Raw genomic sequence first — 25,906 nt, forward strand, 5'->3', positions numbered from 1 at the left:
GGGGTGACCGCCCTTCGTACGTCAGGCGACTCGCTTACTGGTTGTACGGACCGTAGTCGTAGTCCTCCAGCGGGACGGCCTGGCCGGAGCCGGTGCCGAACGGCGAGTAGTCGATGTCGTCGTAGCCGACGGCCGAGTACATCGCGGCCTTGGCCTCCTCGGTCGGCTCGACCCGGATGTTGCGGTAGCGGGACAGGCCCGTACCGGCCGGGATGAGCTTACCGATGATGACGTTCTCCTTGAGGCCGATCAGGGAGTCCGACTTGGCGTTGATCGCCGCGTCGGTCAGAACCCGGGTCGTCTCCTGGAAGGACGCCGCCGACAGCCACGACTCGGTGGCGAGCGATGCCTTGGTGATACCCATCAGCTGCGGACGGCCGGAGGCGGGGTGACCGCCCTCGGTGACCACACGACGGTTCTCGGTCTCGAACTTCGAGCGCTCGACGAGCTCGCCCGGCAGCAGCTCCGCGTCGCCGGACTCGATGATCGTCACACGGCGGAGCATCTGCCGGATGATGATCTCGATGTGCTTGTCGTGGATCGACACGCCCTGCGAGTTGTAGACCTTCTGGACCTCGCCGACCAGGTGGACCTGGACCGCGCGCTGACCGAGGATCCGCAGCACGTCGTGCGGGTTGGTGGCACCCACGGTGAGCTTCTGGCCCACCTCGACGTGGTCGCCCTCGCCCACCAGCAGACGGGCACGCTTCGAGATCGGGAACGCCGTCTCGTCGCTGCCGTCGTCCGGGGTGACGACGATCTTCTTGGTCTTCTCGGTCTCCTCGATGCGGACGCGGCCGGCCGCCTCCGAGATCGGGGCGACACCCTTGGGCTGGCGGGCCTCGAAGAGCTCGACGACACGCGGCAGACCCTGGGTGATGTCGTCACCGGCCACACCACCGGTGTGGAAGGTACGCATCGTCAGCTGGGTGCCGGGCTCACCGATGGACTGGGCGGCGATGATGCCGACCGCCTCACCGATGTCGACCAGCTTGCCGGTGGCCAGCGAACGGCCGTAGCAGAAGGCACAGGTGCCGACCGCGGACTCACAGGTCAGGACCGAGCGGGTCTTGACCTCCTCCACGCCCGCGCCGACGAGGGCGTCGATGAGCACGTCACCCAGGTCGACGTTGGCCGGCGCGATGACCTTGCCGTCCACGACGACGTCCTCGGCGAGCATCCGCGCGTACACGGAGGTCTCGACGTCGTCCGTCTTGCGCAGCGCACCGTCGGCATCACGCTCGGCGATCTTCAGCTTCAGACCGCGCTCGGTGCCGCAGTCCTCCTCGCGGATGATCACGTCCTGCGAGACGTCCACCAGACGACGGGTCAGGTAACCCGAGTCGGCGGTACGCAGGGCGGTGTCGGCGAGACCCTTACGGGCACCGTGGGTGGAGATGAAGTACTCGAGGACGGACAGACCCTCGCGGAAGGACGCCTTGATCGGACGCGGAATCGTCTCGTTCTTGGCGTTCGACACCAGACCACGCATACCCGCGATCTGACGCATCTGCATCATGTTTCCTCGGGCACCCGAGTCGACCATCATGAAGATGGGGTTCGTCTTCGGGAAGTTCGCGTTCATCGCCTCGGCGACCTCGTTGGTCGCCTTGGTCCAGATCGCGATGAGCTCCTGCGTGCGCTCTTCCTTGGTGATCAGACCGCGCTCGTACTGCTTCTGGACCTTCTCGTCCTGCGCCTCGTAGCCCGCGACGATGGCCTTCTTGGCCTCGGGCACGACGACGTCGGAGATGGCCACGGTGACACCGGAACGGGTCGCCCAGTAGAAACCGGCCGCCTTCAGGTTGTCGAGCGTCGCCGCCACGATGACCTTGGGGTAGCGCTCGGCCAGGTCGTTGACGATCTCGGAGAGCTGCTTCTTGCCCACCGAGTAGTCGACGAACGGGTAGTCCTCGGGCAGCAGCTCGTTGAAGAGCGCGCGACCCAGGGTCGTCCGCAGCCGGAACGAGTCGCCCTGCTGCCACTCCGGCTCGCCCTCCTCGGCGACCGGGGGAACCCAGCCGCGCGGCGGAACGGTGCCGATGGGGAAGCGGATGTCGACCTTCGCCTGCAGCGAGAGCTCGCGGGCGTCGAAGGCCATGATCGCCTCGGCGGTGGAGCCGAAGGACCGGCCCTCGCCCTTGACCTCGCGCTCCTCCTCGTCCGTGGTGAGGAAGAAGAGACCGAGCACCATGTCCTGGGTCGGCATGGTGACGGGACGACCGTCGGCCGGCTTCAGGATGTTGTTCGAGGACAGCATCAGGATGCGGGCCTCGGCCTGCGCCTCCGCGGAGAGCGGCAGGTGCACGGCCATCTGGTCACCGTCGAAGTCCGCGTTGAACGCGGTGCAGACGAGCGGGTGGATCTGGATGGCCTTGCCCTCGACCAGCTGGGGCTCGAATGCCTGGATGCCGAGGCGGTGCAGCGTGGGCGCACGGTTCAGCAGGACCGGGTGCTCGGCGATGACCTCTTCGAGGACGTCGTACACGACCGTGCGGCCGCGCTCGACCATCCGCTTGGCGCTCTTGATGTTCTGCGCGTGGTTCAGATCGACCAGGCGCTTCATCACGAACGGCTTGAAGAGCTCCAGCGCCATGGCCTTGGGCAGACCGCACTGGTGCAGCTTCAGCTGCGGACCGACGACGATGACGGAACGCGCGGAGTAGTCCACACGCTTGCCGAGCAGGTTCTGACGGAAACGGCCCTGCTTGCCCTTCAGCATGTCGCTGAGGGACTTCAGCGGACGGTTGCCGGGGCCCGTGACCGGGCGGCCACGACGGCCGTTGTCGAAGAGGGCGTCGACCGCCTCCTGGAGCATCCGCTTCTCGTTGTTCACGATGATCTCGGGGGCACCGAGGTCGAGCAGACGCTTCAGACGGTTGTTGCGGTTGATCACACGGCGGTACAGGTCGTTCAGGTCGGAGGTCGCGAAGCGGCCACCGTCCAGCTGCACCATCGGACGCAGGTCCGGCGGGATCACCGGCACGCAGTCGAGAACCATGCCCTTGGGGCTGTTCGCGGTCTGCAGGAACGCGGAGACGACCTTGAGGCGCTTGAGCGCACGGGTCTTCTTCTGGCCCTTGCCGGTACGGATGATCTCGCGGAGGCGCTCGGCCTCCTCGTCCAGGTCGAAGGACTCCAGACGCTTCTGCAGCGCCGCCGCGCCCATCGAACCGTCGAAGTACGTGCCGAAGCGGTCACGCAGCTCGCGGTAGAGGAGCTCGTCGCCCTCCAGGTCCTGGACCTTGAGGTTCTTGAAGCGGCTCCAGACCTCGTCGAGGCGGTCGATCTCGCGCTGCGCACGGTCGCGCAGCTGCTTCATCTCACGCTCGGCGCCCTCGCGCACCTTGCGGCGCACGTCGGCCTTGGCACCCTCGGCCTCGAGCTCGGCCAGGTCGGTCTCGAGCTTCTTGGCGCGGGCCTCCAGGTCGGAGTCGCGACGGTTCTCGATCTGCTGACGCTCGACCGAGACGTGGGCCTCCAGCGACGGCAGGTCGCGGGTGCGGCGCTCGTCGTCGACGAACGTGATCATGTACGCCGCGAAGTAGATGACCTTCTCGAGGTCCTTCGGGGCGAGGTCGAGCAGGTAGCCGAGGCGCGACGGGACGCCCTTGAAGTACCAGATGTGGGTGACGGGGGCGGCCAGTTCGATGTGGCCCATCCGCTCACGGCGCACCTTGGCGCGGGTGACCTCGACGCCACACCGCTCACAGATGATGCCCTTGAAGCGGACACGCTTGTACTTGCCGCAGTAGCACTCCCAGTCCCGGGTCGGACCGAAGATCTTCTCGCAGAAGAGTCCGTCCTTCTCGGGCTTGAGGGTGCGGTAGTTGATGGTCTCCGGCTTCTTGACCTCGCCGTGGGACCACTGACGGATGTCGTCCGCGGTGGCAAGGCCAATCCGCAGCTCGTCGAAGAAGTTGACGTCGAGCACTATGCGTCAATCCCTCTCAGGGTTGAGTCTCAATTTGGTCTGATGGGGGTCCCGGGGTCGGTGGGGGGCTCGGGGTACGAGCCCCCCACCGGACTCCCGTCAGACCTCTTCGACGCTGCTCGGCTCGCGCCGGGACAGGTCGATACCGAGCTCCTCCGCCGCGCGGAAGACGTCCTCGTCGGTGTCGCGCATCTCGATGGACATGCCGTCCGAGGACAGCACCTCCACGTTGAGGCACAGGGACTGCATCTCCTTGATGAGCACCTTGAAGGACTCGGGGATGCCGGGCTCAGGGATGTTCTCGCCCTTGACGATGGCCTCGTAGACCTTCACGCGGCCGGTCACGTCGTCGGACTTGATCGTCAGCAGCTCCTGGAGGGCGTACGCGGCGCCGTAAGCCTCCAGCGCCCACACCTCCATCTCACCGAAGCGCTGGCCACCGAACTGGGCCTTACCACCCAGCGGCTGCTGGGTGATCATCGAGTACGGGCCGGTCGACCGGGCGTGCAGCTTGTCGTCGACCAGGTGGTGCAGCTTGAGGATGTACATGAACCCGATCGAGATCGGGTCCGGGAACGGCTCGCCGGAGCGGCCGTCGAACAGGCGCGCCTTGCCGGACGGCAGGACCAGACGGTCGCCGTCGCGGTTCGGGATGGTGTGCTCGAAGAGACCGGAGATCTCGTCCTCGCGGGCGCCGTCGAACACCGGGGTGGCGACGTTGGTGCCGGGCTTGACCTCGTCGGCGCCGATCACCTGGAGGCGCTGCGCCCACTCGTCCGCCAGGCCGGAGACGTCCCAGCCGCGGCTGGCGAGCCAGCCCAGGTGGATCTCCAGGACCTGTCCCGGGTTCATTCGGGACGGGACACCCAGCGGGTTGAGGATGATGTCGACCGGCGTGCCGTCCTCCAGGAACGGCATGTCCTCGATCGGGAGGATCTTGGAGATGACGCCCTTGTTGCCGTGACGGCCGGCGAGCTTGTCACCGTCGGTGATCTTGCGCTTCTGGGCGACGTAGACGCGGACCAGCTGGTTCACGCCCGGGGGAAGCTCGTCGCCCTCCTCGCGGTCGAAGACGCGGACGCCGATGACCTTGCCGGTCTCGCCGTGCGGCACCTTCAGCGAGGTGTCACGGACCTCACGCGCCTTCTCACCGAAGATCGCGCGGAGCAGACGCTCCTCGGGGGTCAGCTCGGTCTCGCCCTTGGGCGTCACCTTGCCGACGAGGATGTCGCCGGCGACGACCTCGGCACCGATACGGATGATGCCGCGCTCGTCGAGGTCCGCCAGGACCTCCTCGGAGACGTTCGGGATGTCCCGGGTGATCTCCTCGGGGCCCAGCTTGGTGTCACGGGCGTCGACCTCGTGCTCCTCGATGTGGATCGAGGAGAGGACGTCGTCCTGCACGAGGCGCTGCGACAGGATGATCGCGTCCTCGTAGTTGTGGCCCTCCCACGGCATGAACGCCACGAGCAGGTTCTTGCCGAGCGCCATCTCACCGTTCTCGGTGGCCGGGCCGTCGGCGAGGACCTGGCCCTCGATGACCCGGTCGCCCTCGGAGACGACGACCTTCTGGTTGACCGAGGTGCCCTGGTTCGAGCGGGAGAACTTGGCGATGCGGTACGTGGTGTACGTGCCGTCGTCGTTGGTGACGGTGATGTAGTCGGCGGAGACCTCCTGGATCACACCGTCCTTCTCCGCCTTGATGACGTCGCCGGCGTCGGTGGCACAGCGGTACTCCATGCCGGTGCCGACGAGCGGGGCCTCCGACTTGATGAGGGGCACCGCCTGCCGCATCATGTTCGCGCCCATCAGGGCACGGTTGGCGTCGTCGTGCTCGAGGAAGGGGATCATGGCCGTCGCGACCGACACCATCTGGCGCGGCGAGACGTCCATGTAGTCGACCTCGGTCGGCGGCACGTAGTCGACCTCACCGCCACGACGGCGGACCAGGACGCGGGCCTCGGTGAACTGAAGCTCGTCGTTCAGGGTCGCGTTCGCCTGGGCGATGACGAAGCGGTCCTCCTCGTCGGCGGTGATGTAGTCGACCTCGTCGGTGACCTGACCGTCGACGACCTTGCGGTACGGCGTCTCGATGAAGCCGAACGCGTTGACGCGGCCGTACGAGGCGAGCGAACCGATCAGACCGATGTTCGGGCCTTCGGGGGTCTCGATCGGGCACATGCGTCCGTAGTGGGACGGGTGCACGTCTCGGACCTCGAAGCCGGCCCGCTCACGGGACAGACCACCCGGGCCGAGCGCCGACAGACGGCGCTTGTGGGTGAGGCCCGACAGCGGGTTGTTCTGGTCCATGAACTGCGACAGCTGGCTGGTGCCGAAGAACTCCTTGATGGAGGCGACGACCGGCCGGATGTTGATCAGGGTCTGCGGCGTGATCGCCTCGACGTCCTGGGTGGTCATGCGCTCACGCACGACGCGCTCCATACGCGCCAGACCCGTACGGACCTGGTTCTGGATGAGCTCGCCGACGTTGCGCAGACGACGGTTGCCGAAGTGGTCGATGTCGTCGGTCTCGACGACGATCTCCCGGCCCGACTCGCCGATCGTCTCGGTCTCGCCCGCGTGGAGCTTCACCAGGTACTTGATCGTCGCGATGACGTCGTCCGTGGTGAGCACGCCGGCGTCCAGCGGCTCGTCCGCGCCGAGCTTCTTGTTCACCTTGTAGCGGCCGACCTTGGCGAGGTCGTAGCGCTTCGGGTTGAAGTAGAGGTTCTCGAGCAGCGTCTGAGCGGCCTCACGCGTCGGCGGCTCGCCCGGACGGAGCTTGCGGTAGATGTCGAGCAGCGCGTCGTCCTGGCCCTGGGTGTGGTCCTTCTCCAGGGTGGCCCGCATGGACTCGTACTCGCCGAACTCCTGCAGGATCTGCTCGGTGGTCCAGCCCAGCGCCTTGAGCAGCACGGTGACGGACTGCTTGCGCTTGCGGTCGATGCGGACACCGACCATGTCGCGCTTGTCGATCTCCATCTCCAGCCAGGCACCCCGGGACGGGATGATCTTGGCCGAGAAGATGTCCTTGTCGGACGTCTTGTCGATGGAGGAGTCGAAGTAGACACCCGGCGAGCGGACGAGCTGCGACACCACGACACGCTCGGTGCCGTTGATGACGAAGGTGCCCTTGTTCGTCATGAGCGGGAAGTCGCCCATGAAGACCGTCTGGGACTTGATCTCGCCGGTCTCGTTGTTGGTGAACTCGGCGGTGACGAAGAGCGGGGCACCGTACGTGAAGTCACGGTCCTTGCACTCGTCGATCGAGTTCTTCGGCGGCTCGAAACGGTGGTCGCGGAAGGTCAGCGACATCGACCCGGAGAAGTCCTCGATCGGGGAGATCTCCTCGAAGATCTCCTCCAGGCCGGACTTCCTGGGGACGTCCTGTCCCGACTCAAGGGCAGCCTCGACGCGAGCCTTCCAGGCGGCGTTGCCGAGGAGCCAGTCAAAGCTCTCGGTCTGCAGCGCGAGGAGGTTCGGAACCTCGAGGGGCTCCTTGATCTTTGCAAAGGAGATGCGCAGCGGGGCGGTGCTGGCGCCGTTGTTCGTATGGGTCGAGGCGTTGCGCGAGGCGGCCAAGAGGGGGTCCTTCCGAGGGCTCGGACTCACTACGCGCGTACCGGTCCCTTGCGGGGCACTGGGACAGACATTCCTGAATTGGACTGAAAAGCCAGGTCAGGGCTGGTCTGCCTACGGTGCTCTCGCGAGGGGATGCCCCTGGTGACGGGCAGGGGGCAGCTAACAGGCAGCGCAAAGGGACAGTGTAGCCACTTGGCCCACTGATGTCCAGGGCGAGTAATTCGCGACCCTCGTTGTTCTCAACTCCGCGGTACCTCGCGCCGTGCGGCGCACCTCGATACTGCCCGTTCCGCCGTCGATCCATGCCTCGGATACGGATCGTTGTGACGACGCGTCCTGAGAATTGCGCGCTGCGTGCGGTTCGTCAAGGCCCCCCGGTGGACGGGGCGCACGGCGATGATCACCATACTCCGCGTCACCGGCCTCCCACGACCCCCGCCACGCCCGGCTCCGGGTACGCCGAAGGGCGACCACCCGGATGGGTGATCGCCCTTCACGAGGCGCCTGAGAGGCGCCTGAGCGAGTCAGGGGACTCGCGAGGTGTTACTTGACCTCGACCGAGGCGCCGGCGGCCTTGAGGGACTCGGCGGCCTTCTCGGCGGCCTCCTTCGCGACCTTCTCGAGGACCGGCTTCGGGGTGCCGTCGACGAGGTCCTTGGCCTCCTTCAGACCCAGGGAGGTCAGCTCGCGCACGACCTTGATGACCTGGATCTTCTTCTCGCCGGCACCGGTGAGGATGACGTCGAACTCGTCCTGCTCCTCGACGGCCTCGGCGGCGGGGCCGACACCGGCCGGGCCGGCGACGGCGACGGCCGCGGCGGCGGTGACGTCGAACTTCTCCTCGAAGGCCTTCACGAACTCGGAGAGCTCGATGAGGGTCATCTCCTCGAACTGGGCGAGGAGGTCGTCCTGAGTGAGCTTCGCCATGATGGGCGATCCTTCCACTAATTCGGCAGGTGCCGGATGTACATGTAGGCGGGCGTACGTTCGGCCCGCTGCGACCGTCCCCCTAGCGGGCGGCGGTCAATGCGCGAGCCGAATTACTCGGCACCGCCCTGCTCGGCGAGCTTGACGCGAAGCGCCTCCGCGGTGCGGACGAACTTCGACGGCAGCGCCTGGAGGAGCGAGGCAGTCTGGGACTGCTTGCCCTTGAACGCGCCGGCCAGCTTGCTGAGCAGAACCTCGCGGGACTCGAGGTCCGCAAGCTTCTTGATCTCGTCGGCGGACAGCGCCTTGCCGTCAAGGACACCGCCCTTGATGACGAGGTTCGGGTTGTCCTTGGCGAAGTCACGAAGACCCTTCGCCGACTCCACCGGGTCACCGGTGATGAAGGCAGCGCCCGTCGGACCGTTGAACTGGTCGTCGAGCGAGGTGATCCCGGCCTCGTTGGCCGCAATCTTGGTCAGCGTGTTCTTCACCACGGCGTACTGGGCGTTCTCACCGAGCGAACGACGCAGCGTCTTCAGCTGCGCCACGGTGAGACCCCGGTACTCGGTCAGCACGACGGCGCTCGAGCTCTGGAACTTGTCCTTGAGCTCGGCTACCGCGGCAGCCTTGTCGGGCCTTGCCATGAGCGTCGGCCTCCTTCCGGGTGATGAGGACCGCTCAGAAGGGGCTGAACACAACAAACGCCCCGGCGCAGGCGCACGGGGCTCAGCTCGACCGGATTGCGAGAACCCGGGAACTCTTCCACGATCACCTGCGCGGGCCGTTCGCATCCCAGCGAACCTTCGGCCACCGCACCCCTTGCGGAGCACGGCAACGACCAGCGGTCTTTGGCTTCTCGGGAAGAGTACGCGACGTCGGCGGCGGCGAGCAAATCCGCCCGGACGGCTCAGCGCCGCCGGGGCCCCCGGTCCGGCCGGAGGCCCCCCGGCGGGTCTCGGTACCCGTCGGGTGGCCCGGGGTCGGGCGGCTCTCAGCTCGCGCCCGGAACCGAGGCGTCCCCGCCCAGCTCGCCGAGCATCTGGAAGAGGTCCACCGTCTCCCCGGCCGGCGGGGCCTGGACGCGGGCCTCGGCACCGTAGTCGGTGTAGTCGGCCTTCATGTGGACGACGCCCTGGCTCATGGTCATGCCGATGACCATCCGCGCCGGGTAGCCGTCCGCGCCGACCCAGACCTCGGTGTCGTAGCCCTTCATCCCGGCCTGCTCCGCGCTCTTCAGGAAGGTCTCCCGGTCCTTGCCGGCGAGCACCCGAGAGCTGTTCCCGTTGGCGTCCAGCATCTGCTCGACGGTGAGCGTGCCCTTGTAGTGCCGGGTGTCGACGCCGTTGACCTTCTCGCTGCCGACGTGCTTGAGGTTCGGGGACTCCAGCAGCAGCGCGAGTTGCCGGGCGGGGTCCTGGTTCATGTTCTCCATGCCGCCGGTCATCTGCTTGTGGAGGGCCTTGTCCCCGGCTGCCTCGGCCGCGGCGGCGAGGTCGAGCTTCATCCAGCGCTTGCCGTCCATCGCGGCGGCCGGCTTGGCTCCCATGTCCAGGTACATGACCTCGTCGAGCATGATCACCCGGGTCTCGTCGGGTGCCCCGGGGGCACCCGCGCCGAGGAGGGAGCTCTTCATGGTGAGGTCCATGACGCCCGGGTTCCAGCCCTGGACTCCGCTCATCTCCAGGGTGCCGCCGCCCTCCATGGCGGACGGCATGGTCACGGTCATCCGGACCTTGGCGGACTTGGCGTCCGTCGTCTTCTGGTACGCGGCCTGGATGACCCGGGTGACGCTCTCCCCGCTCCGCGGCGCCTTCGCCGCCCCGTCCTCTTCCGTACCGCCCTGGCATCCGGTGACGCCGCCGACGACGGCCACGGCGGCCAGCGTGGCCCCGGCGCGCTTCCATCCGGACAGACTCATGATTCCCCACCCCTTGAACGACTTCTCCTGCGGTCGGTCGAACGGTAGCCCACCCGGCCACCGACGCCGGAGACGCGAAAGCGGCCTTCCGCACCTCTGAAGAGGTGCGGAAGGCCGCTCAGGTTGCGCTCAGCGAGCCGGTGGGGCTCAGACCGACGCCGGGTCCTCCTCGACGAGGAGGTTGCGGGTGCGGTTGGAGTCCAGCGGGATGCCGGGGCCCATCGTCGTCGTCAGGGTCGCCTTCTTGATGTAGCGGCCCTTGGCGGCGGACGGCTTCAGACGGAGGATCTCCTCCAGGGCCGCGGCGTAGTTCTCGACCAGCTTCGTCTCGTCGAAGGAGACCTTGCCGATGATGAAGTGCAGGTTCGAGTGCTTGTCGACGCGGAACTCGATCTTGCCGCCCTTGATGTCGTTGACAGCCTTGGTGACATCGGGGGTGACGGTGCCGGTCTTCGGGTTCGGCATGAGACCACGCGGGCCGAGGACGCGGCCGAGGCGGCCGACCTTGCCCATGAGGTCCGGGGTGGCCACCACGGCGTCGAACTCGTTCAGGCGGTTGCCCTTGGAGATCTCGTCGATGAGCTCGTCGGAGCCGACGATGTCGGCGCCCGCGGCGATCGCGGCCTCGGCACGGTCACCGGTCGCGAAGACCAGGACCCGGGCGGTCTTACCGGTGCCGTGCGGAAGGTTCACGGTGCCACGGACCATCTGGTCGGCCTTGCGCGGGTCGACACCCAGGCGGAAGGCGACCTCGACGGTTCCGTCGAACTTGGTGGCGGCGGTGTCCTTGGCGAGACGGACGGCCTCGAGGGGAGCGTAGTTCCGCTCGCGGTCGATCTTGGCGTCCGCGCCGCGGAGAGCCTTGCTGCGCTTCACTTCTTCTCCTGTTGTCTCAGGTGTGGAGTCGTGGTGCGGGCCGGCGCTGGCCCTGCCACAGAGTGACCTTTGGCGGCTGGTGCCGCGTGGTCACGAGGGGGTTGATCAGCCCTCGACCGTGATGCCCATGGAACGGGCGGTGCCGGCGATGATCTTCGATGCGGCGTCCAGGTCGTTGGCGTTCAGGTCGGGGAGCTTGACCGTGGCGATCTCGCGGACCTGGTCGCTCGTGAGCTTGGCGACCTTGGTCTTGTGCGGCTCGCCGGAGCCCTTGTCCACACCCGCGGCCTTGAGGATCAGCTTGGCGGCCGGCGGAGTCTTGGTGATGAAGGTGAAGGAGCGGTCGTCGTAGACCGTGATCTCCACCGGCACGACCATGCCACGCTGCGACTCGGTCGCGGCGTTGTATGCCTTGCAGAACTCCATGATGTTGACGCCGTGCTGACCGAGCGCGGGGCCGACCGGCGGGGCCGGGTTCGCCGCACCGGCGTTGATCTGGAGCTTGATAAGCCCCGTGACCTTCTTCTTCTTGGGAGGCATTGCTCTCTCCGGGTCCTAGTGAGAGTGTCCAGCCCACCATCCGGTCATCCGGATGGAGGCATACCGCACCACGATAACGGGTACATACGCGCGGCCAAAAACCGAGCAGGTCAGAGCGTCTCCCGGGGGCGGTGGAACCGCCCGCACGAGACACCGCGGACCGGTCGGAAACCCGGGCTGCCGGGGCCGCGGCCGGCGAGGTCCACGCGAAGGGCGGACACGGCCGGCAGGATGCCGGGGTCTTCCGGCGGTAGTGGCCCGATTCTCTCACGCGCCGCGCTCGCCCGGCTCGCGCATTTCCGGCCCGCGACCGTCCCGGGGAAGCCTGCCGCCCCATCCCGGCCACCACCCCGGGGCGGCTCCCGTACACGCAGGAGCCCCTGTCCGACGGGCCGTCGGACAGGGGCTCCTGCGTGAGCCGGGAAGACTAGTTCTTCTGGATCTGGTCGAAGCTGAGCTCGACCGGGGTCTCGCGGCCGAAGATCTCGACGAGGCCCTTGACCTTCTTCGAGTCGGCGTTGATCTCGTTGATCGTGGCCTGGAGGGTGGCGAAGGGGCCGTCCGTGACGGTGACCGAGTCGCCGACCTCGAAGTCCAGCACCTGGACCTCGACCTTGCGGGCCGGAGCCGGCTTGCCCTCGGCCTCGGCGGCCTCGCGGGCGGCCTTCTCCTCGGCCTCCGGGGCGAGCATCTTGACGATCTCGTCCAGGGTCAGCGGGTACGGGTCGTAGGCGTTGCCCACGAAGCCGGTGACGCCGGGGGTGTTGCGGACGACGCCCCAGGACTCGTTCGTCAGATCCATGCGGACGAGAACGTAGCCGGGCAGCTTGTTCTGCCGGACGTTCTTGCGCTCGCCGTTCTTGATCTGGACGATCTCTTCCTCGGGCACCTCGGCCTGGTAGATGAACTCCTCGACGTTCAGCGAGACGGCACGCTGCTCGAGGTTGGCCTTCACGCGCTTCTCGTAGCCCGCGTAGGTGTGGATCACGTACCACTCGCCGGGCAGCAGACGGAGCTCGTCGCGGAGGGCCTGGATCGGGTCGACCGGAGCAGCGGGCTCCGCGTCGGCCTCCTCGGCCTTCTCCTCGTCGCCCTCGTCGGACCCGGTCTCGTCCTCGACGGACTCGGCGGTGTCGAGGTCCTCGTCGGACTCCTCGGTGCCGTCCTCGTCCTCGATCCGCAGGGCAGCCGCCTCGGCCGCCTCGCCCGCAGCGGCGTCAGCAGCCTCAGCCTGGTCCTCGTCGGCCGCCTCGACGATGTCGAGCTCGTCCTCAACGGACTCGACAGAATCGACGGCGTCGTTCAGGTTCGGGTCAGACACGGTGGCTGCTTCTTCCTGGATACAGATGGGTGGAACAAGAAATCAGCCGAAGACGTACTTGACTGCTTCCTGGAAGCCATAGTCAATCACGGTCACCAGACCGATCATGATGACGACGAAGACAATCACTACCGTGGTGTACGTCGTCAGTTGGCTGCGAGTGGGCCAGACGACCTTGCGGAGCTCCGCGATGATCTGGCGGTAGAAGAGCGCGAGGCGGCCCAGGGGGCCCTTCTTGCCGCGCTTGCCGCCCTTGCCGCCCTTGCGGGACTTCTTCTTCGAGTCCGGTGCCTCGTCCTCGGCATCAGGCATGTCGATGGAGCCCACGGCGTCCGTCACGCTTCTCACCTGATCCCGGGTCATGGCAGTGCCGTGCCCGAATGGAGCCGCACGGCGGTGCATCGAAGTACGTACATGCGCACACATCCTGGCGGTGTGTGTAGCAGGGCCGGAGGGACTTGAACCCCCAACCGCCGGTTTTGGAGACCGGTGCTCTACCAATTGAGCTACGACCCTTTGTGGCTTCCCCAACCTACCGCATCACGGGACACGGTCGGTGCGGGCCAACGAGCAGTGAGTGTACGTGGTGAGGGGGCCCCGCGTCGAACACGAGGGGCCCCGACCTGCTCCAGGACGTGCGTACGACCGGGAATGACCGTTCCTGTCCGCTCCTCGTGACCTGTGTGCGGGCCCACGAGAGGGTCTGCGAGCATGGCCGCATGAGCGCTGCTACCTCTCCGACCGAGCGCCGGGTCTCCGCCCGCGTCGGTGCGATCTCCGAGTCCGCCACTCTCGCCGTCGACGCCAAGGCCAAGGCACTCAAGGCCGCCGGGCGTCCGGTGATCGGCTTCGGCGCGGGTGAGCCCGACTTCCCGACGCCGGACTACATCGTCGAAGCCGCCGTCGAGGCGTGCAAGAACCCGAAGTACCACCGCTACACGCCGGCCGGCGGTCTGCCCGAGCTGAAGGCCGCGATCGCCGCCAAGACCCTGCGCGACTCCGGCTACGAGGTCGACGCCTCCCAGGTCCTGGTGACCAACGGTGGCAAGCAGGCGATCTACGAGGCGTTCGCGGCGATCCTCGACCCGGGCGACGAGGTCATCGTCCCGGCGCCCTACTGGACCACCTACCCCGAGTCGATCCGCCTGGCCGGCGGCGTCCCGGTCGAGGTCGTCGCCGACGAGACCACCGGCTACCGCGTCTCCGTCGCGCAGCTCGAGGCCGCGCGCACGGAGAAGACCAAGGTCGTCCTCTTCGTCTCCCCGTCCAACCCGACCGGCGCCGTCTACAGCGAGGCCGAGACCGAGGAGATCGGCCGCTGGGCGGTCGAGCACGGTCTGTGGGTGCTGACGGACGAGATCTACGAGCACCTGGTCTACGGCGGCGCGAGCGCCGTGTCCCTGCCGTCGGTCATGCCGGAGCTCCGCGAGAAGTGCATCGTGGTCAACGGTGTCGCCAAGACGTACGCGATGACCGGCTGGCGGGTGGGATGGATCATCGGCCCGAAGGACGTGGTGAAGGCCGCGACCAACCTCCAGTCGCACGCCACCTCCAACGTCAGCAACGTGGCCCAGATCGCCGCGCTGGCCGCGGTGTCGGGCAACCTGGACGCCGTCGCGGAGATGGGCCGCGCCTTCGACCGGCGCCGCCAGACCATCGTGCGGATGCTCAACGAGATCGAGGGCGTGCTCTGCCCGACGCCGGAGGGCGCGTTCTACGTGTACCCGTCGGTGAAGGCCCTGCTCGGCAAGGAGATCCGCGGCAAGCGCCCGCGGACCTCGGTCGAGCTCGCCGCGCTGATCCTGGACGAGGCCGAGGTGGCGGTCGTCCCGGGCGAGGCATTCGGCACCCCGGGATACCTGCGCCTGTCCTACGCGCTGGGTGACGAGGACCTGATCGAGGGCGTGTCGCGGATGCAGAAGCTCCTCGCGGAGGCCCGCGACTGAGTCCTCCCGAACACGCCGCTAGAACGCAAGAACGGGCCCCGGTTCCGAGGAACCGGGGCCCGTTCTTGCGTTCTAGCGCGGTCCCGATCGTGGAAAGGGGCTGTCCTCAGCCATTCGGGTGCGGCAAGATCCTTCAATGGAGCACGTTTCCGAGCACGTTTCCCGCGACATCGGCCTGCTGCCCAAGGCCCATCTGCACCTGCACTTCACCGGTTCGATGCGGCCCTCGACGCTCATCGAGCTCGCCGACAAGTACGGCGTCCACCTGCCCGAGGCGTTGCGCAGCGGCACGCCGCCGAAGCTGCGCGCGACCGACGAGCGCGGCTGGTTCCGCTTCCAGCGGCTCTACGACCTGGCCCGGTCCTGTCTGCGGGAGCCCGAGGACATCCGGCGGCTGGTCCGCGAGGCGGCCCAGGAGGACGTCCGGGACGGCTCGGGGTGGCTGGAGATCCAGGTCGACCCGACCTCGTACGCCCCGCTGCTCGGCGGGCTGATCCCGGCCATGGAGATCATTCTGGACGCCGTGGACGAGGCGGCCCGGGAGACCGGACTCGGCATGCGGGTCCTGGTCGCGGCGAACCGGATGAAGCACCCCCTGGAGGCGCGGACCCTGGCCCGGCTCGCGGTGCGGTACGCGGACCGGGGCGTGGTCGGCTTCGGGCTCTCCAACGACGAGCGCCGGGGCATGGCCCGCGATTTCGACCGGGCCTTCGCCATCGCCCGGGAGGGCGGACTGCTCGCGGCGCCGCACGGCGGGGAGCTGACCGGCCCCTCCTCGGTACGGGACTGCCTGGACGACCTGCGGGCGTCACGGGTGGGGCACGGGGTCCGCGCCGCGGAGGATCCATGGATACTGCGCGCACTTGCCGAGAAGGGCGTGACCTGCGAGGTCTGCCCGGCCTCGAACGTGGCGCTCGGGGTGTACGAGAAGCCGGAGGACGTGCCGCTGCGGACGCTCTTCGAGGCGGGGGTGCCGATGGCGCTGGGCGCCGACGACCCGCTGCTCTTCGGCTCGCGGCTCGCGGCCCAGTACGAGATCGCCCGCCGGCATCACGCCTTCACGGACGTCGAGCTCGCCGAACTGGCCCGGCAGTCGGTCCGCGGTTCGGCGGCCCCGGAAGACGTGCGGAAGAAGCTGCTCTCCGGCATCGACGACTGGTTGGCGGCCCCCGCCGCCTGAGAGCCTGTCGGGTGGCCTTCGGTCGACAGGCGGGCACGGTCCGGTGTGTGCGATTCCAAGGCGCCGGGATGCCGCCGTGGCGGAGCTACCGGGGCATCCCGGCAACGCCGGCAGCGCGCGTGCCAGGGCGTGACCACCCGGCCAGAGACCACCCGACAGGCTCCGAGAGCCCGGTGGGACCGTCCCGGGGGCGTCCCGGCCGCCGGAGCGGACTCGGGTGCGGACGGCCCCGGGACTCAGAGGCTGACGCCGACCGTCACGGGTTCGTTCTCCAGGGTGACCCCGAAGGCGTCCCGCACCCCGGCGACGACCTCGCGCGCGAGGCCGAGGAGGTCCTCGGTGGTGGCCTCGCCCCGGTTGGTGAGGGCGAGGGTGTGCTTGGTGGAGATGCGGGCCGGTCCGGAGCCGTAGCCCTTGGTGAAGCCGGCCCTGTCGATCAGCCAGGCCGCCGAGGTCTTCGTGAAGCCGTCCCCGACCGGGAACGCGGGCGCCGCCGCGTCGGGGCCGAGACGCTCGGCGACGCGGGCGCGGAAGACCGCGTACTCCTCGTTCGTGAGGACGGGGTTGGTGAAGAAGGACCCGGCCGACCAGGTGTCGTGGTCCTCCGGGTCGAGCACCATGCCCTTGCCCGCGCGAAGCTTGAGGACGGTCTCGCGGACGGTGGCCAGCGGAGCCCGCTCGCCGACCTCCACTCCCAGTGCCCGTGCCGTCTCCGCGTACGCGATCGGCATGCTCAGACCGCCGGCGTCCGCCAGCTCGAACCGGACCCGCAGCACCACGTAGTCGTCCGGCAGCCTCTTGAACAGGCTGTTCCGGTACGAGAAGGCGCACTGCTCGTTCGTCAGCGTCACCACCCGGTGCTCACGCGTGTCGTAGGCGACCACCTCGGTGATCGTGGCAGCGACGTCCTGACCGTAGGCACCGACGTTCTGGATGGGCGTCGCTCCCGCGGAGCCGGGGATGCCGGCCAGGCACTCGACGCCCGCGAGGCCCGCCTCGACGGTGCGCGCCACGGCGTCGGTCCAGACCTCGCCGGCCGCGAGTTCGAGCGTGGTGCCGTCGAGCGCGCAACCCTTGGTGGCGATGCGCAGGGCGGTGCCGTCGAAGCCCTTGTCGCCGATGACCAGGTTGGAGCCGCCGCCGATGATCAGCAGCGGGGTGCCCGTGACGTCCGCCTCGCGGACCGCGGCGACCACCTCGTCGTCGGTGGTGGCCGTGACGAGACGGTCGGCGGGGCCGCCGAGCCGGAAGGTGGTCAGGGGGGCGAGGGGGGCGTCGTGGAGTTCCTGCACGGGCCCAAGACTACGGGGACGGCCCCGCCGGTGGGGGCGGGGTCGTCCCCGGCCGGGCGGGACGGGGTGCGCGCGGGGGCCGTCGCGCGGCGGGGAGCCCTGGGGGTTGGGCTCCGGCCGGGCGGCCACGCCGCGGCACGCGTGCTTCCGGACGCGGGCCACCCCGTGGGCTCACGCGGCGACGAGCCGCTGCCGCTCGCTCTCCCCGGGGTCGCCGTCCGGTCGCCCCGCCGTCCGGCGTCCGGGGATGAAGAGCGTCGCGACCGCCCCCAGGGCGATCATTCCGGCGCCGACCCACAGGGCCGGCCGCAGGCCGTCCACGAACTGCTGGGCCGAGCCGTAGCCGCCCTGGGCGGCGAAGATGGAGGACATCAGGGCGACGCCGAGCGCGCCGCCCACCTCGCGCAGGGCGTTGTTGGCGCCGGAGGCGATGCCCTGCTCCGACGGGAGGACGCTGGACATGACCAGGTTGGCGGCGGGCGCGAAGTAGAGCGCCATGCCCACACCGCTCGTGATCAGGGCGGGCAGTTGGACGGCGTAGGCGGCGTCGGTCGTCACCACGGTCGCGAACCAGGCCAGGCCGAGCGCCTGGAAGGCGAGTCCGGTGGTGGCGACGGGACGGCCGCCGACCTTGTCGGAGAGATAGCCGGCGATCGGGGCGACGATCATCGGCATGCCCGTCCAGGGCAGCATGCGCAGTCCGGCCTCGGTCGGCGAGTAGCCGAGGACCCCCTGCATGTACTGGCTGAGCAGGAAGATCGATCCGAACATGCCCAGGAACATCAGCAGGCTCGCCGCGTTGATCCCGCTGAAGGCGCGGCTGCGGAAGAGCCGCATCGGGAGCATCGGCGCCCGCGCGCGGACGCCGTGGCGGACGAAGCCGGCGAGGAGCGCGACGCCCGCGATCAGCCCGGTGAGCACCGTGGCGCTGGTCCAGCCGTCGATGGGGCCGCGGATGAGTCCGTAGACGAGGCCGAAGATGCCTCCGCTGGCGAGCAGGGTGCCGGGGGCATCGAGCCGGGCGCCGGTACCGAAGGACTCGGCGAGGCGCAGCCGGGCGAGCGGGAGCAGGGCGAGGCCGAGCGGCACGTTCACCCAGAAGATCCACTGCCAGGAGATGTGTTCGGTGAGGCTGCCGCCGATGAGGGGGCCGGAGGCCACGGCGAGGCCGTTGACGGCACCCCAGACGCCGAACGCCATACCGCGCCGGGCGGCGGGGACGGCGGCGGTGAGCAGGGTGAGGGTGAGGGGCATCATGATCGCTGCGCCGACGCCCTGGACGGCGCGGGCGGCGATCAGGGCGTCTATGCCGGGGGCGAGGGCCGCCGCGGCGGAGGCGCCGGTGAAGACGGAGAGCCCGACGAGGAACAGCCGGCGGCGTCCGAAGCGGTCGCCGAGGGCGGCGCCGAACATCAGCAGGACGGCGAAGGTGAGGGTGTAGGCGCTCACCGTCCACTCGAGGTCGTCGAGGGCGCCGCCGAGGTCCTCGCGGATGGAGGGCAGGGCGGTGGTGACGACGAGGTTGTCGAGGGCCGCCATGAATCCGGCGGCGCCGGTGATCACCAGGGCCCAGGCGACGGAGCCGCGGCGGGCTGCGGGCTGGTTCATTGCTGCTCACCCTTCAGGTTAGTTATTGATGACTAACTTTCATGGACAGAGAGGTGCCGGGATACCGGACGGCGGGGCAGGGGCGGTCACCCGACGGCCGCGGGGCGGGACCCCGGGGCAGGTTACCCCTCCGGCGGGCCGGGGCTGCGGGCTTCGGGGTAGAAGCCCTCCCAGACCCGGTGTCCGCGCGGGAAGCCCATGGCGACGAGGGTGTTGACGAGCATCCCGTGCGCCAGGAAGGCCGTCGTCTCGTCGACGTCCGCGCCGAGCGCCAGATGGACGGTCTCCCAGAGCTCCATCCAGCCGGCCCGCACGGTCTCGCCGAATTCGTGCTCACCGGCCTCCTCCGCGGCGGCGACGGTCACGTACACCTGCATCTGCATCAGGAGCCGGTCCGGCTGCTCGGTGATCAGCCGGGTGTAGGCACCGGCCATGGCGTGCAGGGCCTCCTCGCCCGACAGCCCCTCGGACGCCTCCTCGAAGGCCCGCCGGGTGTCCTCCATGCAACGCTCGAACGCCGCCAGGAAGATGGCCTTCTTCCCGGCGAAGAGCCGGAAGAGGTACGGCTGCGAGACACCGACGCGCCGGGCGATCGCCTCCGTGGACGTGCCGTAGTACCCGCCGCGGGCGAACTCGCTCGTCGCCGCCCGGATCACGCTCTCGCGCCGTTCCTCCGCACTCATCCTGACCATGCACACGAAGTTAGTGCTCAATCACTAACTTCGTCAACCCGGGAAAGGCGGCCGTCTTGACGCGGCCGCCCCCCTCCACCGGAGCCCCGAGCGCGTCCGGAGCCCGCCGGGTGACCTCCGGCCGGGCGGAGGTCACCCGGCGGGCTCTCAGGCCAGCCTCACCACGGCCCGGGACATGCCCAGCACCTTCTGGCCCGCCGAGACGGCGGTCAGGTCCACCCGGACCCGGCCGTCGTCCAACTTCGCCGCGACCTTGGCACCGACCTCGATCAGGGCGCCCGTGTCGTCGTTCGGCACCACCACCGGCTTCGTGAAGCGCACGCCGTACTCCACGACGGCCGCCGGGTCGCCGGCCCAGTCGGTCACGACGCGGATCGCCTCGGCCATGGTGAACATTCCGTGGGCGATGACGTCGGGCAGGCCGACCCCCACCGCGAACTCCTCGTTCCAGTGGATCGGGTTGAAGTCCCCGGAGGCTCCGGCGTACCGAACGAGCGTGGCCCGCGTCACCGGGAAGGACTGGGCCGGCAGCTCCGTGCCGACCTCGACCTCGTCGTAAGCGATCTTCGCAGCCACGGTCAGACCTCCTCGGGGGCGCGCGAGACGAGCTTGGTCCAGGCGGTCACGACGTGCTCGCCGGACGCGTCGTACACCTCGCCGCGGATGTCCAGGATGTCGTTGCCCGCGAGGGACTTGATCGCCTCGATGGTCGAGGTGACCGACAGTCGGTCCCCCGCCCGCACCGGGCGGGAGTACGCGAACCTCTGGTCGCCGTGGACCACGCGGCTGTAGTCCAGACCCAGCTGCGGGTCCTCGACGACCTGGCCCGCGGCGGCGAAGGTGATCGCGAACACGAAGGTCGGCGGAGCGATCACATCGGGGTGACCGAAAGCCTTCGCCGCCTCCTGGTCGGTGTACGCGGGATTCGCGTCACCCACCGCCTCGGCGAACTCGCGGATCTTCTCGCGGCCGACCTCGTACGGCGCGGTGGGCGGATAGGTCCGGCCCACGAAGGACTGGTCGAGCGCCATGGACTCGATACCTCCTGGATTTGTTGCCGACAAACGACACGAGGCCGCCCCCTGGCGGGGACGGCCTCGTGTACGAGCCTGATTAGCGCGTCTCGCGGTGCGCCGTGTGAGAGTTGCAGCGAGGGCAGTGCTTCTTCATCTCAAGACGGTCCGGGTTGTTACGCCGGTTCTTCTTGGTGATGTAGTTCCGCTCCTTGCACTCCACGCAGGCCAGCGTGATCTTCGGGCGGACGTCGGTGGCAGCCACGTGAGTGCTCCTTGGACGGACGGATGGACGGATGAACGCATAAAAGAGTAGCCGATCGAAGGACCGACCCCACAATCGGCTACCGTGTGTAGCGGTGACCGGACTTGAACCGGTGACACAGCGATTATGAGCCGCTTGCTCTACCGACTGAGCTACACCGCTTTGATGTTCCGGAGCCCGCCCGAAGGCGGGTCCTTCACACCAGAGCCCCAATACGGAATCGAACCGTAGACCTTCTCCTTACCATGGAGACGCTCTACCGACTGAGCTATTGGGGCGAGCGATGAAGACATTACACGGTCCTCCGCCGATCGCCCAAATCCGTTTCGCGGCCCCCGCTCACCCCTCCGTCGCGGCCGTCCCGCGGGCCACACGCGACCCCATCAGTACGACTATTGCCTTCCTCCTCGAAGGGCGGCCGGACCGCCTCTAGGCTCGGCACACGCTGCGTGATCTTGATGGTGAGGAGCCTTGAGGAGCCCGATGTCAGCCGACAGCAAGCAGCCCCAGCCGCCCGACGACTGGGCCGCCGCCACCGCGGACTCCCCCGCCTCCCTGCTGCTCTCCAACGCCCGGCTCACGGACGGCCGGAGCGTCGACGTACGGCTCGGCGGCGGGCGGATCGTGGCCGTCGGCACGGCGGGCAGCCTCCCCGCCGCCGGCGCCCGCGTGGACCTCGCCGGCTATCTGCTGCTGCCCGCCCCCGCCGAGCCGCACGCGCACGCCGACACCGCGCTCGGCGCCGACTTCCCCGGGCCTCTCCGCCCCACCCCCGACGAGGTGCAACGACGGGCCACCGAAGCGGCGCTGCTCCAGCTCGGGCACGGCGCGACCGCGCTGCGCGCGCACGTCCGGATCGGCGACGTACAGGGGCTCGGGGCGCTCGGAGCGGTGCTCCAGGCCCGGCGCTCGCTGCGCGGCCTGGTGGATGTGACGACGGTCGCGGTGCCCCGGCTGCTGACCGGCGTGGCCGGAGCCGACGGGCTCGCCATGCTGCGGGACGCCGTGAAGATGGGCGCCGCCGTGGTGGGCGGCTGCCCGGACCTCGACCCCGACCCGGCCGGATACGTCGAGGCGGTCCTGGACCTGGCGGCGGAACACGGCTGCCCGGTCGACCTGCACACGGACGGCGGCGACCCGAGGCGCCTGGCCCGGCTGGCGTCGATGGCGGGCGGGCTGCGGCCGGGGGTCGCGATCGGGCCGTGCGCGGGCCTCGCGCGGCTGCCCGCCGACCAGGCCGGGCGGGCGGCGGAACGACTGGCTGCGGGCGGGGTGACGGTGGTCTGCCTGCCGCAGGGCGGCTGCGGCGGCGCCGGAACGCGCGGCGCGGCCCCGGTCGGACTGCTGCGGGCGGCCGGCGTCCGGCTCGCGGCGGGCAGCGGGGCACTGCGGGACGTCGCCAACCCGGTGGGGCGCGGGGACCCCCTGGAGGCCGCGTATCTCCTCACGTCCCTGGGCGGGCTGCCGGCGCCGGAGGCGTACGCGGCGGTGAGCGAGGCGCCGCGGGCGGCGATGGGGCTGCCGGAGGTGCGGGTGGAGGCCGGCTTCCCCGCCGAGCTGCTCGCGGTGCGCGGCGAGCGCCTGACCGGCGTGCTGTCCCTGGCGTACAGCCGCATCGTGGTGCACCGCGGCCGGGTCGTCGCCCGGACGAGTGCGGTGCGGGAGTACTGCGATTCGGCGGCGGCGCTCGACCTGCCGCGCCAGGGGCGCCCCGAGCGGCCGGAACCGGGAAGCCCTCCGGCCGGACCCGTCGTACGGTCGTGAGTATGCGCATCGTCATCGCTGGAGGACACGGTCGGATCGCCCTGCGTCTCGAGAGGCTGCTCGCGGCCCGCGGACACCGGCCGGTAGGTATCGTCCGCACCCCCGGACAGGCCGCGGACCTGCGTGCCGCGGGCGCCGAACCCGCCGTCCTGGACCTGGAGTCGGCGTCCCCGGACGAGGTCGTGGCCGTCCTGCGGGACGCCGACGCGGCCGTCTTCGCGGCGGGTGCGGGGCCGGGCAGCGGAGCGGACCGCAAGGACACCGTGGACCGCGCGGCGGCGGTCCTCTTCGCGGACGCGGCCGAACGCGCGGGCGTACGCCGGCACGTCGTCGTCTCCTCGATGGGCGCGGACGCGAACCACCAGGGCGAGGAGGTCTTCGACGCCTATCTGCGGGCCAAGGGAGCCGCCGACGACGCCGTGCGGTCCCGGACCGGCCTCGACTGGACGATCCTGCGCCCCGGCATGCTGACGGAGGACGCGGGCACCGGCCTGGTACGCCTGGCCGCCTCGACCGGACGGGGACCGGTCCCGCGTGACGACGTGGCGGCCGTCCTGGCCGAGCTGCTGGAGACCCCGGGCACGGCGGGCCTGACACTGGAACTGGTCGGCGGCTCGACCCCGTTCGACGTCGCCGTGCGCGATGTCGCGGGCAACTGACCCTCCCCTCCGGGGAACGCGTGATCCGCCGGGACAGGAGGTCCGGCGCTGCGACACTTGCACAGCAGAACGGCCCCTGATCAACGTTTCCGCTGATCAGGGGCCGTTCTCATCGCGTGGCGGCGCCAGGATTCGAACCTGGGTAGGCTAAGCCGACGGATTTACAGTCCGCTCCCATTGGCCACTCGGGCACACCGCCATGGGACATGTCGCCGGGACCCGCGTTTCGGCGGTGCTCCGTGGCAACGACGTAAACGATACCCGATGACCAAGGGTGCTTCGCCACCGGATAGCGCGGCGGCGGGACAGGACCCGGCGGTCGCGTTCCCCGGCGGACCGACGGACGGCGGCGGGTGCCGCAGGTCGCACGGCGGAGGGTGCTCTCGCGAAGGCCGCGGGCGGGCGTTCCGGCGGGGTCGCGGGGCGCCCCGGCCCTCGTCCGGCACCCCCCGGGGAGTGCCGGGGAAGCCTTAGGCTTGCGCCGTACGCCCAAGCAACCGCAGGCATTCGACGCAAGGAGCCACACGTCATGGCCGACTCCAGTTTCGACATCGTCTCCAAGGTCGAGCGGCAGGAGGTCGACAACGCCCTCAACCAGGCCGCGAAGGAGATCTCGCAGCGCTACGACTTCAAGGGCACCGACGCCTCGATCTCCTGGTCCGGCGAGAAGATCCTGATGCAGGCCAACGGCGAGGAGCGGGTGAAGGCGATCCTCGACATCTTCGAGACCAAGCTGATCAAGCGCGGGATCTCCCTGAAGTCGCTGGACGCGGGCGAGCCGCAGCTGTCCGGCAAGGAGTACAAGATCTTCGCCACGATCGAGGAGGGCATCTCCCAGGAGAACGCCAAGAAGGTCGCGAAGACCATCCGCGACGAGGGCCCCAAGGGCGTCAAGGCACAGGTCCAGGGCGACGAGCTGCGAGTCAGCTCGAAGAGCCGGGACGACCTCCAGGCCGTGCAGGCGCTGCTGAAGGGCAAGGACTTCGACTTCGCCCTCCAGTACGTGAACTACCGCTGACCGCGGGCGGCGGCGTTCGCCCTCGGGCACCCGTCGCGCGGCCGGCGGCCACCGGCGTGACCGCGGCGTCCGAAAACCGCCGGACCGCCGGCCGTGACCCTCGCACACTGGACGGAGACCGAGGGCGCGAGGAGAGGAACGAGCCATGACCGCAAGCGGCGTGTACGCCCGCGTCGACGGGCCGCTGGGCGAGATGACGCTGGTCGGCCGCGTCACCGCGACCGGGACCGCGGAACTCGCCTCACTGTCCCTTCCGGGACAGAAGGGCGGCGTCGGCGTCCGGGACGACTGGCGGCACGCGCCCGCGGCGTTCGAGGACGTCGCGCGGCAACTGGGCGAGTACTTCGCCGGCCGGCGCACCCGGTTCGACCTCGTGTGCGTCCCGGGCGGTACGGACTTCCAGCGACGGGTGTGGCGGGCCCTGGAGGAGATCCCGTACGGCGCGACCGTCTCGTACGGGGAGATCGGTCGCCGGGTCGGCGCCTCCGGCGCCGGGGTGCGGGCGGTGGGAACCGCGATCGGCCGCAATCCGCTGCTCGTGGTGCGGCCCTGCCACCGGGTGATCGGTGCGGACGGGACCCTGCGCGGGTACGCGGCCGGGCTGGAGCGCAAGGAACGACTGCTCGGGCTCGAAGGCGCCCTGGTGACGTGAGGTCGTGGTGACGGACGGGCTCTTCCCCCGCGAACGCGCGGTCGTCGCCCCGGGCGCGGTGCACGTGCCCGAGTGGCTTCCGCCCCTCCGGCGGCGGGAGTTGGTCGACGCCTGCCGGGCGTGGGGGCGCGGGCCGGTCCCGTACCGGCACACCGTGCTGCCGGGCGGGGGTGTGATGTCGGTACGGTCGCTCTGTCTCGGGCGGCGCTGGGAGCCGTACCGCTATCTCGACACCGTCGGGGTGGAACTGCCCGCCTGGCTCGCGGAGCTGGGGCGCGAGGCGCTGGTCGAGGCGTACGGGCAGCACGGCGGCTTCGCCCCGGACACCGCTCTGGTGAACTTCTACGAGCCCGGCGCGACGATGGGCATGCACCAGGACAAGGAGGAGCGGTCCGGCGCGCCGGTGGTGTCCCTGAGTCTCGGCGACTCCTGCGTGTTCCGGTTCGGGAACACCGAGAACCGCGGACGTCCCTACTCCGACGTGGAGTTGGCGTCCGGGGACCTCTTCGTCTTCGGCGGGCCCTCGCGTCTCGCGTACCACGGGGTGCCCCGGGTGCGGCCGGGCACCGCCGACCCGGCGCTCGGGCTGACCGGCCGCCTGAACATCACCCTCCGTCAGACGGGTCCGTGACGGAGGAGCCCGGGGCGACGGCCCGGCGTCCCGCGCGGGCTCGGAGGCTGTCGGGTGACCGCCCGGTCAGAGGCCACCCGGCAGGCTC

General features: G+C 69.5%; 22 protein-coding genes and 4 tRNA genes. 7 read left to right on the top strand and 19 right to left on the bottom strand.

Features of this window, described 5'->3' with window-relative positions; translation table 11 throughout:
- Nucleotides 1-34: 34 nt before the first annotated feature.
- The 10 genes from OG393_RS12405 to OG393_RS12450 all read right to left on the bottom strand — a co-directional run bounded on the left by OG393_RS12405 (nucleotide 35) and on the right by OG393_RS12450 (nucleotide 13,614).
- The gene (locus OG393_RS12405) at nucleotides 35-3,934 is read right to left on the bottom strand and encodes a DNA-directed RNA polymerase subunit beta' (RefSeq protein ID WP_327374714.1); all 3,900 of its coding nucleotides are present in this window, start codon (nucleotides 3,932-3,934) and stop codon (nucleotides 35-37) included.
- Nucleotides 3,935-4,033: 99 nt separating this feature from the next.
- A complete protein-coding gene (gene rpoB / locus OG393_RS12410) occupies nucleotides 4,034-7,516 on the bottom strand; it encodes a DNA-directed RNA polymerase subunit beta (RefSeq protein WP_327374715.1) in 3,483 nt (1,160 codons plus the stop codon).
- A gap of 543 nt (nucleotides 7,517-8,059) precedes the next feature.
- Nucleotides 8,060-8,443 (bottom strand): 50S ribosomal protein L7/L12, encoded by a 384-nt coding sequence (gene rplL / locus OG393_RS12415; protein ID WP_327374716.1) that lies wholly within the window; start codon nucleotides 8,441-8,443, stop codon nucleotides 8,060-8,062.
- Between the two features lie 113 nt (nucleotides 8,444-8,556).
- A complete protein-coding gene (rplJ, locus tag OG393_RS12420) occupies nucleotides 8,557-9,087 on the bottom strand; it encodes a 50S ribosomal protein L10 (RefSeq protein ID WP_327374717.1) in 531 nt (176 codons plus the stop codon).
- Between the two features lie 347 nt (nucleotides 9,088-9,434).
- A complete protein-coding gene (locus tag OG393_RS12425) occupies nucleotides 9,435-10,361 on the bottom strand; it encodes a hypothetical protein (protein WP_327374718.1) in 927 nt (308 codons plus the stop codon).
- A gap of 147 nt (nucleotides 10,362-10,508) precedes the next feature.
- The gene (rplA, locus tag OG393_RS12430; protein WP_327374719.1) at nucleotides 10,509-11,237 is read right to left on the bottom strand and encodes a 50S ribosomal protein L1; all 729 of its coding nucleotides are present in this window, start codon (nucleotides 11,235-11,237) and stop codon (nucleotides 10,509-10,511) included.
- Between the two features lie 105 nt (nucleotides 11,238-11,342).
- Nucleotides 11,343-11,777 carry a 50S ribosomal protein L11 gene (gene rplK, locus OG393_RS12435; RefSeq protein ID WP_327374720.1) on the bottom strand — a complete coding sequence of 145 codons (435 nt, stop codon included), beginning with the start codon at nucleotides 11,775-11,777 and terminating at the stop codon, nucleotides 11,343-11,345.
- 427 nt (nucleotides 11,778-12,204) lie between these two features.
- Nucleotides 12,205-13,098: a transcription termination/antitermination protein NusG gene (gene nusG, locus OG393_RS12440; protein ID WP_327374721.1), complete on the bottom strand. Its 894-nt coding sequence runs from the start codon at nucleotides 13,096-13,098 to the stop codon at nucleotides 12,205-12,207.
- 42 nt (nucleotides 13,099-13,140) lie between these two features.
- Nucleotides 13,141-13,437 (bottom strand): preprotein translocase subunit SecE, encoded by a 297-nt coding sequence (gene secE / locus OG393_RS12445; protein ID WP_327374722.1) that lies wholly within the window; start codon nucleotides 13,435-13,437, stop codon nucleotides 13,141-13,143.
- Between the two features lie 104 nt (nucleotides 13,438-13,541).
- Nucleotides 13,542-13,614 (bottom strand) — tRNA-Trp (locus OG393_RS12450).
- Between the two features lie 203 nt (nucleotides 13,615-13,817).
- Here OG393_RS12450 and OG393_RS12455 point away from each other — a divergent pair.
- On the top strand, nucleotides 13,818-15,044 hold the full coding sequence (locus OG393_RS12455; RefSeq protein ID WP_327374723.1) for a pyridoxal phosphate-dependent aminotransferase: 1,227 nt from the start codon (nucleotides 13,818-13,820) through the stop codon (nucleotides 15,042-15,044).
- Between the two features lie 136 nt (nucleotides 15,045-15,180).
- The gene (locus tag OG393_RS12460) at nucleotides 15,181-16,224 is read left to right on the top strand and encodes an adenosine deaminase (protein ID WP_327374724.1); all 1,044 of its coding nucleotides are present in this window, start codon (nucleotides 15,181-15,183) and stop codon (nucleotides 16,222-16,224) included.
- 236 nt (nucleotides 16,225-16,460) lie between these two features.
- Here the strand turns inward: OG393_RS12460 and OG393_RS12465 are convergent, their stop codons facing one another.
- From OG393_RS12465 to OG393_RS12500, 8 genes are all read right to left on the bottom strand, one after another.
- The gene (locus tag OG393_RS12465) at nucleotides 16,461-17,516 is read right to left on the bottom strand and encodes a UDP-N-acetylmuramate dehydrogenase (protein WP_327374725.1); all 1,056 of its coding nucleotides are present in this window, start codon (nucleotides 17,514-17,516) and stop codon (nucleotides 16,461-16,463) included.
- A 171-nt stretch (nucleotides 17,517-17,687) separates the two neighbouring features.
- On the bottom strand, nucleotides 17,688-19,124 hold the full coding sequence (locus OG393_RS12470; protein WP_327374726.1) for an MFS transporter: 1,437 nt from the start codon (nucleotides 19,122-19,124) through the stop codon (nucleotides 17,688-17,690).
- Between the two features lie 122 nt (nucleotides 19,125-19,246).
- Nucleotides 19,247-19,816 (bottom strand): TetR/AcrR family transcriptional regulator, encoded by a 570-nt coding sequence (locus OG393_RS12475; RefSeq protein WP_327374727.1) that lies wholly within the window; start codon nucleotides 19,814-19,816, stop codon nucleotides 19,247-19,249.
- A gap of 147 nt (nucleotides 19,817-19,963) precedes the next feature.
- A complete protein-coding gene (locus tag OG393_RS12480) occupies nucleotides 19,964-20,392 on the bottom strand; it encodes a MaoC family dehydratase (RefSeq protein WP_327374728.1) in 429 nt (142 codons plus the stop codon).
- A 2-nt stretch (nucleotides 20,393-20,394) separates the two neighbouring features.
- Complete coding sequence (locus OG393_RS12485; protein WP_327374729.1) at nucleotides 20,395-20,847, bottom strand: MaoC family dehydratase N-terminal domain-containing protein; 453 nt, start codon at nucleotides 20,845-20,847, stop codon at nucleotides 20,395-20,397.
- An 82-nt stretch (nucleotides 20,848-20,929) separates the two neighbouring features.
- Complete coding sequence (gene rpmG, locus OG393_RS12490; RefSeq protein ID WP_003956487.1) at nucleotides 20,930-21,094, bottom strand: 50S ribosomal protein L33; 165 nt, start codon at nucleotides 21,092-21,094, stop codon at nucleotides 20,930-20,932.
- Between the two features lie 89 nt (nucleotides 21,095-21,183).
- Nucleotides 21,184-21,256: transfer RNA gene (locus OG393_RS12495), tRNA-Met, on the bottom strand.
- Nucleotides 21,257-21,299: 43 nt separating this feature from the next.
- Nucleotides 21,300-21,372, bottom strand: a tRNA-Thr gene (locus tag OG393_RS12500).
- 205 nt (nucleotides 21,373-21,577) lie between these two features.
- Here OG393_RS12500 and OG393_RS12505 point away from each other — a divergent pair.
- Entirely contained in the window at nucleotides 21,578-22,858 is a 1,281-nt protein-coding gene (locus OG393_RS12505; protein ID WP_327374730.1) for an amidohydrolase family protein, read from the top strand.
- 2 nt (nucleotides 22,859-22,860) lie between these two features.
- Entirely contained in the window at nucleotides 22,861-23,517 is a 657-nt protein-coding gene (locus tag OG393_RS12510; protein WP_327374731.1) for an NAD(P)H-binding protein, read from the top strand.
- Between the two features lie 117 nt (nucleotides 23,518-23,634).
- Here OG393_RS12510 and OG393_RS12515 read toward each other — a convergent pair.
- Nucleotides 23,635-23,716: transfer RNA gene (locus tag OG393_RS12515), tRNA-Tyr, on the bottom strand.
- 330 nt (nucleotides 23,717-24,046) lie between these two features.
- Between OG393_RS12515 and OG393_RS12520 the strand changes: the two genes are divergently transcribed.
- The 3 genes from OG393_RS12520 (at nucleotide 24,047) to OG393_RS12530 (ending at nucleotide 25,818) form a co-directional block, all read left to right on the top strand.
- On the top strand, nucleotides 24,047-24,535 hold the full coding sequence (locus OG393_RS12520) for a YajQ family cyclic di-GMP-binding protein (protein WP_327374732.1): 489 nt from the start codon (nucleotides 24,047-24,049) through the stop codon (nucleotides 24,533-24,535).
- A 145-nt stretch (nucleotides 24,536-24,680) separates the two neighbouring features.
- Nucleotides 24,681-25,187: a methylated-DNA--[protein]-cysteine S-methyltransferase gene (locus tag OG393_RS12525; protein WP_327374733.1), complete on the top strand. Its 507-nt coding sequence runs from the start codon at nucleotides 24,681-24,683 to the stop codon at nucleotides 25,185-25,187.
- A gap of 7 nt (nucleotides 25,188-25,194) precedes the next feature.
- A complete protein-coding gene (locus OG393_RS12530) occupies nucleotides 25,195-25,818 on the top strand; it encodes an alpha-ketoglutarate-dependent dioxygenase AlkB family protein (RefSeq protein WP_327374734.1) in 624 nt (207 codons plus the stop codon).
- Nucleotides 25,819-25,906 lie beyond the last annotated feature (88 nt).

Origin of the sequence: Streptomyces sp. NBC_01216 (genome assembly GCF_035994945.1) — a bacterium.
In the GTDB taxonomy this organism is placed as follows: Bacteria; Actinomycetota; Actinomycetes; order Streptomycetales; family Streptomycetaceae; genus Streptomyces.

What these genes read in the sequence shown, in the direction of transcription:
- OG393_RS12470 (WP_327374726.1), bottom strand. Translation starts at nt 19,124, where the DNA reads ATGAACCAGCCCGCAGCCCGCCGCGGCTCCGTCGCCTGGGCCCTGGTG.
- rplL (WP_327374716.1), bottom strand. Translation starts at nt 8,443, where the DNA reads ATGGCGAAGCTCACTCAGGACGACCTCCTCGCCCAGTTCGAGGAGATG.
- OG393_RS12475 (WP_327374727.1), bottom strand. Translation starts at nt 19,816, where the DNA reads ATGGTCAGGATGAGTGCGGAGGAACGGCGCGAGAGCGTGATCCGGGCG.
- OG393_RS12510 (WP_327374731.1), top strand. Translation starts at nt 22,861, where the DNA reads ATGCGCATCGTCATCGCTGGAGGACACGGTCGGATCGCCCTGCGTCTC.
- OG393_RS12525 (WP_327374733.1), top strand. Translation starts at nt 24,681, where the DNA reads ATGACCGCAAGCGGCGTGTACGCCCGCGTCGACGGGCCGCTGGGCGAG.
- rplK (WP_327374720.1), bottom strand. Translation starts at nt 11,777, where the DNA reads ATGCCTCCCAAGAAGAAGAAGGTCACGGGGCTTATCAAGCTCCAGATC.
- OG393_RS12455 (WP_327374723.1), top strand. Translation starts at nt 13,818, where the DNA reads ATGAGCGCTGCTACCTCTCCGACCGAGCGCCGGGTCTCCGCCCGCGTC.
- OG393_RS12505 (WP_327374730.1), top strand. Translation starts at nt 21,578, where the DNA reads ATGTCAGCCGACAGCAAGCAGCCCCAGCCGCCCGACGACTGGGCCGCC.
- OG393_RS12485 (WP_327374729.1), bottom strand. Translation starts at nt 20,847, where the DNA reads ATGGCGCTCGACCAGTCCTTCGTGGGCCGGACCTATCCGCCCACCGCG.
- OG393_RS12520 (WP_327374732.1), top strand. Translation starts at nt 24,047, where the DNA reads ATGGCCGACTCCAGTTTCGACATCGTCTCCAAGGTCGAGCGGCAGGAG.
- rplJ (WP_327374717.1), bottom strand. Translation starts at nt 9,087, where the DNA reads ATGGCAAGGCCCGACAAGGCTGCCGCGGTAGCCGAGCTCAAGGACAAG.
- OG393_RS12425 (WP_327374718.1), bottom strand. Translation starts at nt 10,361, where the DNA reads ATGAGTCTGTCCGGATGGAAGCGCGCCGGGGCCACGCTGGCCGCCGTG.
- OG393_RS12460 (WP_327374724.1), top strand. Translation starts at nt 15,181, where the DNA reads ATGGAGCACGTTTCCGAGCACGTTTCCCGCGACATCGGCCTGCTGCCC.